The 6,448-nt window shown below is 72.0% G+C and carries 4 protein-coding genes and 1 pseudogene; 3 read left to right on the forward strand and 2 right to left on the reverse strand.

Features of this window, described 5'->3' with window-relative positions:
* Positions 1-483 precede the first annotated feature (483 nt).
* Positions 484-924, forward strand: a complete 441-nt coding sequence (locus ACWGIF_RS37615; RefSeq protein ID WP_453504335.1) for a PTS sugar transporter subunit IIA — start codon at positions 484-486, stop codon at positions 922-924.
* 74 nt (positions 925-998) lie between these two features.
* The gene (ptsP, locus tag ACWGIF_RS37620) at positions 999-2,669 is read left to right on the forward strand and encodes a phosphoenolpyruvate--protein phosphotransferase (RefSeq protein ID WP_453504329.1); all 1,671 of its coding nucleotides are present in this window, start codon (positions 999-1,001) and stop codon (positions 2,667-2,669) included.
* 61 nt (positions 2,670-2,730) lie between these two features.
* Here ptsP and ACWGIF_RS37625 read toward each other — a convergent pair whose 3' ends face one another.
* Positions 2,731-3,651 (reverse strand): hypothetical protein, encoded by a 921-nt coding sequence (locus tag ACWGIF_RS37625; RefSeq protein WP_453504331.1) that lies wholly within the window; start codon positions 3,649-3,651, stop codon positions 2,731-2,733.
* 64 nt (positions 3,652-3,715) lie between these two features.
* Positions 3,716-5,692, reverse strand: a complete 1,977-nt coding sequence (locus ACWGIF_RS37630; RefSeq protein WP_453504333.1) for an acetoacetate--CoA ligase — start codon at positions 5,690-5,692, stop codon at positions 3,716-3,718.
* A gap of 233 nt (positions 5,693-5,925) precedes the next feature.
* On the opposite strand from ACWGIF_RS37630, the pseudogene ACWGIF_RS37635 reads away from it, so the two are divergent.
* Positions 5,926-6,448 (forward strand): annotated as a pseudogene (locus tag ACWGIF_RS37635) (glycosyl hydrolase); the annotation flags it as partial.

Raw genomic sequence — 6,448 nt, forward strand, 5'->3', positions numbered from 1 at the left:
GTTCTTGCGTTTCCGACTCTATCAGACTCTTTCGTGTCCGATTCCCGGTCGAAGCGGGTTTCACTTTCCAGTTCTTCGCTTTCGCGTTTCCCTTTTCGGCGATTCCGACTCTATCAGCGATTTCCCTTCTCCCGAACCACTCATCGCATGACCCGAAGGGCATGCAGGAGAGGGCCTGAGATCAAGATCGATGATGGAGAGTTGAAGTCCCGTCCATCGGCCGTTCGTGAGAAGTTCACACGCAGCGTCCCGGCGGGAGTCACGAGAGTACCGCTCCCCGGGGGACCCAAGCAAATCGATGGAGGCGTATGGTCTAGTCCACCGGTCTAGTCCACTAGTCTCCGTGCGAAGGGCCGCCCGGGTCGGGAACAACACCGGGCGAACCCGAACATCTTGTGCCATATCCTTCAGAAGAGTACGCCGTTCGCAACAGGCAGTGACGGCGACACGAGAGCCCCACCCCTGGGAGGCCCCCATGACCAGCTGACGTCCCCACTCGCCGGGCGCGCCATCGGACTCGCGGCAGTGCCCGATCCGGTGTTCTCCGGCGCCATGGTGGGACCGGGCACCGCCATCGATCCCGTGCGCGAGCCCTCGGAGGCGGTGTCCCCCGTCGATGGCGTGGTCGTCTCCCTGCACCCGCACGCGTACGTCGTCGTCGACGGTGAGGGTCACGGTGTGCTGACGCACCTCGGGATCGACACGGTTCAGCTCAACGGCGAGGGCTTCGAGCTCCTCGTGACCAAGGGCGACACCGTGACCCGCGGCCAGGCCGTCATCCGCTGGGACCCCGCTGCGGTCGAGGCCGCCGGCAAGTCGCCGATCTGCCCCGTCGTGGCGCTCGAGGCGACGGCGGACTCCCTCACCGACCTCGTCGAGTCCGGCGACGTGAAGGCTGACGACGCTCTCTTCAGCTGGCAGTGACGCGTCCGCCTGCAGAGGCGAGTCGGACATCCACCGCGGCGGGTCGGCCCGCCGCTCAATCGGAGACGGGTGAAATGGAGACAACGCTGCGAGGCGTCGGCGTGAGCCACGGTGTGGCGATCGGCGAGGTTCGGCACATGGGTACGGCGGTCCTCGAGCCGCCGGCGAAGCGGATCACCGCCGATGAGGCGGCGCGCGAACAGGGGCGCGCCCGTCAGGCCGTGAGTGCTGTGGCGGCCGATCTGATCGCGCGCGGCCAGCTGGCCGGTGGCGAGGCCCAGCACGTGCTCGAGGCTCAGGCGATGATCGCCGAGGACCCCGAGCTGATGGCGGACGTCGACCGGCGGATCGCCGTCGGCAGCACCGCCGAGCGCGGCGTGTACGACGCGTTCGCCGCCTACCGCGATCTGCTCGCGGGGGCCGGGGAGTACATGGCCGGCCGGGTGGCCGACCTGGATGACGTACGCAACCGCATCGTGGCGCGGCTGCTGGGCGTGCCGATGCCGGGCGTGCCCGACAGTGACGAGCCGTACGTGCTGATCGCGCGGGATCTGGCCCCCGCCGATACGGCTCTGCTCGACCCGGCGCTCGTCCTCGGCTTCGTGACCGAGGAGGGCGGGCCGACCAGCCACAGTGCGATCCTCGCGAGGGCGCTGGGAGTCCCGGCGATCGTGGCGCTGCCGGGTGCCGGTGAGATCGCCGAGGGCACTCTGATCGCAGTGGACGGCAGCACGGGTGACCTGTTCGTCGAACCGTCGCCGGAGAAGCGGGCCGAGCTGGAGGCCGCGGCCGCCGAGCGCAAGGCGGCGCTGGCCGCGTCGTCCGGTCCGGGTGCGACCTCCGACGGGCACAAGGTGCCGCTGCTGGCCAACGTCGGCGGTCCCGCGGACGTGCCGGCGGCCGTCGAGGCGGGGGCCGAGGGTGTGGGTCTGTTCCGCACCGAGTTCCTGTTCCTGGACGACAGCAAGAAGGCTCCGTCCGAGGAGAAGCAGATCGAGTCGTACCGCAAGGTGCTCGAAGCCTTCCCCGAGGGCCGTGTCGTCGTGCGCGTGCTCGATGCCGGCGCCGACAAGCCGCTGGACTTCCTGACGCCGGCCGACGAGCCGAACCCGGCGCTGGGGGTGCGCGGGCTGCGTTCGCTCCTGGACCATCCGGACGTGCTGCGTACGCAGCTCACCGCGCTGGCCAAGGCGGCAGAGGGGCTGCCGGTCTACCTCGAGGTCATGGCCCCGATGGTGGCGGACCGGACCGACGCCAAGGCTTTCGCCGACGCCTGCCGGGAAGCCGGTCTGCGCGCGAAGTTCGGCGCGATGGTGGAGATCCCCTCCGCCGCGCTCCGGGCGCGTTCCATCCTCCAGGAGGTCGAGTTCCTGTCACTGGGCACCAATGACCTGGCGCAGTACGCCTTCGCCGCCGACCGTCAGGTCGGCGCGGTCTCCCGGCTTCAGGATCCGTGGCAGCCCGCGCTGCTCGACCTCATCGCCATGTCGGCCGAGGCCGCCAGGGCGGAGGGCAAGAGCTGCGGCGTCTGCGGTGAGGCCGCTTCCGACCCGCTGCTGGCCTGTGTGCTGACCGGTCTGGGTGTCACCTCCCTGTCGATGGGTGCCGCTTCGATTCCCTATGTGCGCGCGACGCTCGCGAAATACACGCTGGCGCAGTGCGAGCGTGCCGCGGCGGCCGCGCGTGCGTCGGACACTGCCGAGGAGGCCCGCGTGGCCGCCCAGGCGGTGCTTTCCGGCGAGTAGCCGGAGGGTGCGGCGTGTGTGATCGAGGGGCCTTCGCCGGTGGCGAGGGCCCCTCGGTCGTCTAGTGGTGCGGGCCGGGGGCGTCGACGTCGTACCCCGGGCAGTATTCGACGCCCGGTTCCGGGGCGACGGGGTCGCCCGTGTCGGCGTCCGTGCAGTAGGCGTTGAAGACGGCCGCCGCCGAAAGCGCGGTGAGACGGCCGCGGTCCAGACGCCAGCCGTGGACCCGGTCCCGGTGGCCCTCGGTGGTGCTGCGCACCACCAGTCCCCCGGCTCCGCCGAGGGCGAGCCCCGCGGCGAGGACCGTCACGAAGTCGAGGCCGTCACGGCGCTCGATGCGGGGCGGGGTGTCCGGGTCGTCGGTGGTGTCGGCGTGGAGGACGGCGACGAGCTGTTCCGTATCGGTCGGGATGCTGCAGACGAAATGGTGATGGCCAGGGCCGGCGCCGGCGACGAGGCGTGTGAGGGCGTCGGTGGCGCGGTCGAAGGAGGCGTGGCCGATGTCCTCGCCGCAGTCCGCGCAGCGGCCCACTTCGGCGAGGAGGGTGGTGGCGTACTCCCACGTGGCCTGGCGGACGGCCTCGTCGACGAGGAGCGGGACGAGCTCGTCGATGGGCTGGCCGGTGTAGGGCAGAACGGGGCCGCTGCCGGCCAGGTCCGCGGTGAAGCGGGTGCGGGTCTCGGCCGTGTCCGGGTCGAGGCCGTTCTCCCCGCAGTACTCGGCGTACTCCTCGGGATCGAAGAGGGCGACGGTGGTGTGGATGCCCTGGGCCGCGAGGGACCGGAGCAGGCCCTCGACGTGGTGGAGGTAGTCGGTGTAGTCGTCGTGGTCGTCGAAGGTGAAGCTGCGGTAGCCGCGCATGGCCGCGAAGTCCCCGGCGTCGGCGAGCAGGCCGACGGTACTGGGGACCTCGCGGCGCAGCGTGCGGCGCCGGTCGCTGGTGCGGGTCCGGTGGGCTCGGGTGTCGTTCTTCCGTGGCATGGTTCCCCCCTGAGTGCTGCAATCACTTGCTCACTCAGAGTAATCACGGCCACTGACAGCGGCCTCAGCCGCGGGTGCGGGCCAGCTCCTCGTAGAAGCGGAGGAGGTCGATGTTGTCGACGGAGCCCGGGTTGACCGCCTTGGCCAGGGGCGCGCCCTGGAGGAGACGCTTGACGGGGACCTCGATGCGCTTGCCGGTGAGGGTGTGCGGGATGCCCGGGACCTCGATGATCTCGTCGGGGACGTGGCGCGGGGAGAGCTCCTCGCGGATCGTCGCCTTGATCCGGGCGCGCAGGCCGTCGTCGAGGGCGGCGCCGGGGACGAGGTGGACGAAGAGCGGCATCCAGTAGCCGCCGTTCGGCTCTTCCAGCCCGATGACCAGGGACTCCTTGATCTCCGGGAGGCGCTCGACGGCCTCGTAGATGTCGGCGGAGCCCATCCGGACGCCCTGGCGGTTGAGCGTGGAGTCGGAGCGACCGTGGATGATCACCGAGCCGTGGTCGGTGATCGTGATCCAGTCCCCGTGGCGCCAGACGCCGGGGAACATCTCGAAGTAGCTGTCGCGGTAGCGGCTGCCGTCGGGATCGTTCCAGAAGTGGATCGGCATGGACGGCATGGGGTTGGCGACGACGAGCTCGCCGACCTCGCCGATGACCGGCTTGCCGGACGGGTCCCAGGACTGGAGGTCCGTGCCGAGGCCGGCGGCCTGGAGCTCGCCGATGTGGACCGGGAGGGTGGGGACGGCGCCGGCGAAGCAGCTGCAGACGTCGGTGCCGCCGCTGACGGAGGCGATCCAGAGGTCCTCGGCGACCTCTTCGTGGAGCCAGCGGAAGCCGTCGGGCGGGAGCGGGGAGCCGGTGGTCGCCACGCACTTCACGGCGGAGAGGTCGAAGTCGCGGGCCGGGTGGACCTCGGCCTTGCGGCAGGCCATGACGTATGCGGCGGAGGTGCCGTACAGGGTGGCCTTGGTGCGCTCGGCGATGCGCCACTGGGCGCCCGTGTCGGGGTAGCCCGGGCTGCCGTCGTAGAGGACGACGGTCGTGCCGGTCAGCAGTCCGGAGACGAGGAAGTTCCACATCATCCAGCCGGTGGAGGTGTACCAGAAGAACCGGTCCTCGGGACCGAGGTCGCAGTGCAGGCCGAGCTGCTTGAGGTGTTCGAGGAGGATGCCGCCCTGGGACTGGACGATGGCCTTGGGGAGGCCGGTCGTCCCGGAGGAGTAGAGGACCCAGAGGGGGTGGTCGAAGGGGACCGGCTCGAAGACGGGTTCGGTCGCGGCCGCGGTGAGGGCGGACCAGTCGAGGGCGCCCTCGGGGGCGGGCGTGCCGAGGAGCGGGATGTGGACGACGGCGCGCAGGGAGGGGAGATCCTGGCGGAGCTCGGCGACGGCGTCCCGGCGGTCGTGCTCCTTGCCGCCGTAGCGGTAGCCGTCCACGGTGAACAGGACGACGGGCTCCACCTGCTGGAAGCGGTCGAGGACCGCGCGGGCGCCGAAGTCGGGGGCGCAGGAGGTCCAGACGCCGCCGACGGCGGCGGTGGCGAGGAGGGCGACGGCGGCCTCGGGGATGTTGGGGAGGTAGCCGCTGATGCGGTCGCCGGGGCGTACGCCGATGGCGCGCAGTTCGGCGGCGAGCGACCCGACCTGGCGGCGGAGCTCGGCCCAGGTGACCGGGACGGCCTCGTGGGTCTCGTCCACGTACAGCAGGGCGGGGTCGTCGGCGCGGGCCGGGTCCTCGGCGGCGCGCAGCGCGTGCTCGGCGTAGTTGAGGGTGGAACCCGTGAACCAGCGTGCGCCGGGCATGGAGCGGTCGGCGAGGACGGATTCGTACGGGGTGGTGAACCGGACGTCGAACCACTCGGCGACGGCCTGCCAGAAGGTGTCGAGCTCGTCGACGGACCAGCGGTGCAGGGCGGGGTAGCCACCCTCGGCGGGGGCCCCGAAGCGCTGCGCGGCCCAGCCCTGGAAGGCGGTGATCCGGGCCGCGGCGATCCGGTCGGGGCCCGGCGCCCAGAGGGGTTCCGGCTGCGTGGCTGAGGTCATGGGTCGGCTCCCGGTCAAGTCTGCGGCTCGCGCTTCGTGTGCGTACGGTGCCATCGCGCGAGGGGTGTGCGCGTGGCGGCTCACAGGGACGATGCCATGTGATCGACCTCTGCACCAGGGCCGACCTGGCCGGTCGGGTGATGGGCGGGTTCACGCCGCAGGGGTGCCGCTGCCGGGTGAACGGGAGTTGAACGCCCTCTCCTCGGCCGGGGGCCGGTGGCAGGGTGAGCGGCATGGACGGTCGTGATCTGGTGCGTGCGGTGAAGGACATCGGTACGGAGCGCGGGCGGCGCGCCTGGCTCGCGGCGTGGCGCCACCGGCGCACGGACGCCGTGGGGCTTCCGCGCCGGGGCGCGGAGCGGGCGCGCGTACCGGGGCTGCTGACCGGGACGGAGCCCCGGCCCGGCGGGGGTGTGCTGCGGTTCGCGCGCTCGGAGCTGCTGGTGCGGGTGATGGTGGGCGGCACCGTGTTCTGGAGCTGGGACGGGGCCGGGCCGACGCCCTCGTACGCGGTGGTGGGCGGCGGGCCGGAGCCGGATCCGCGGGCCGTGCTGGAGCCGGACACCGGGGGTGGCTGGCGGGTGGTGTCGGAGCGGGTGACGGTGGCGGTGTCCCGGCACGGGGCGGTGGAGGTGCGCACCCCGGGCGGGGCGGTGCTGCGGCGGGAGGCGCCGCCGCGGTGGTGGGAGCCGGCGCCCGCCGCGCCCCCCGCGCCGGGCGGGGCGGGCGGGGCGGGCGGGGCGCAGGACAGTGCAC

It is taken from the genome of Streptomyces sp. NPDC054849 (genome assembly GCF_053610945.1).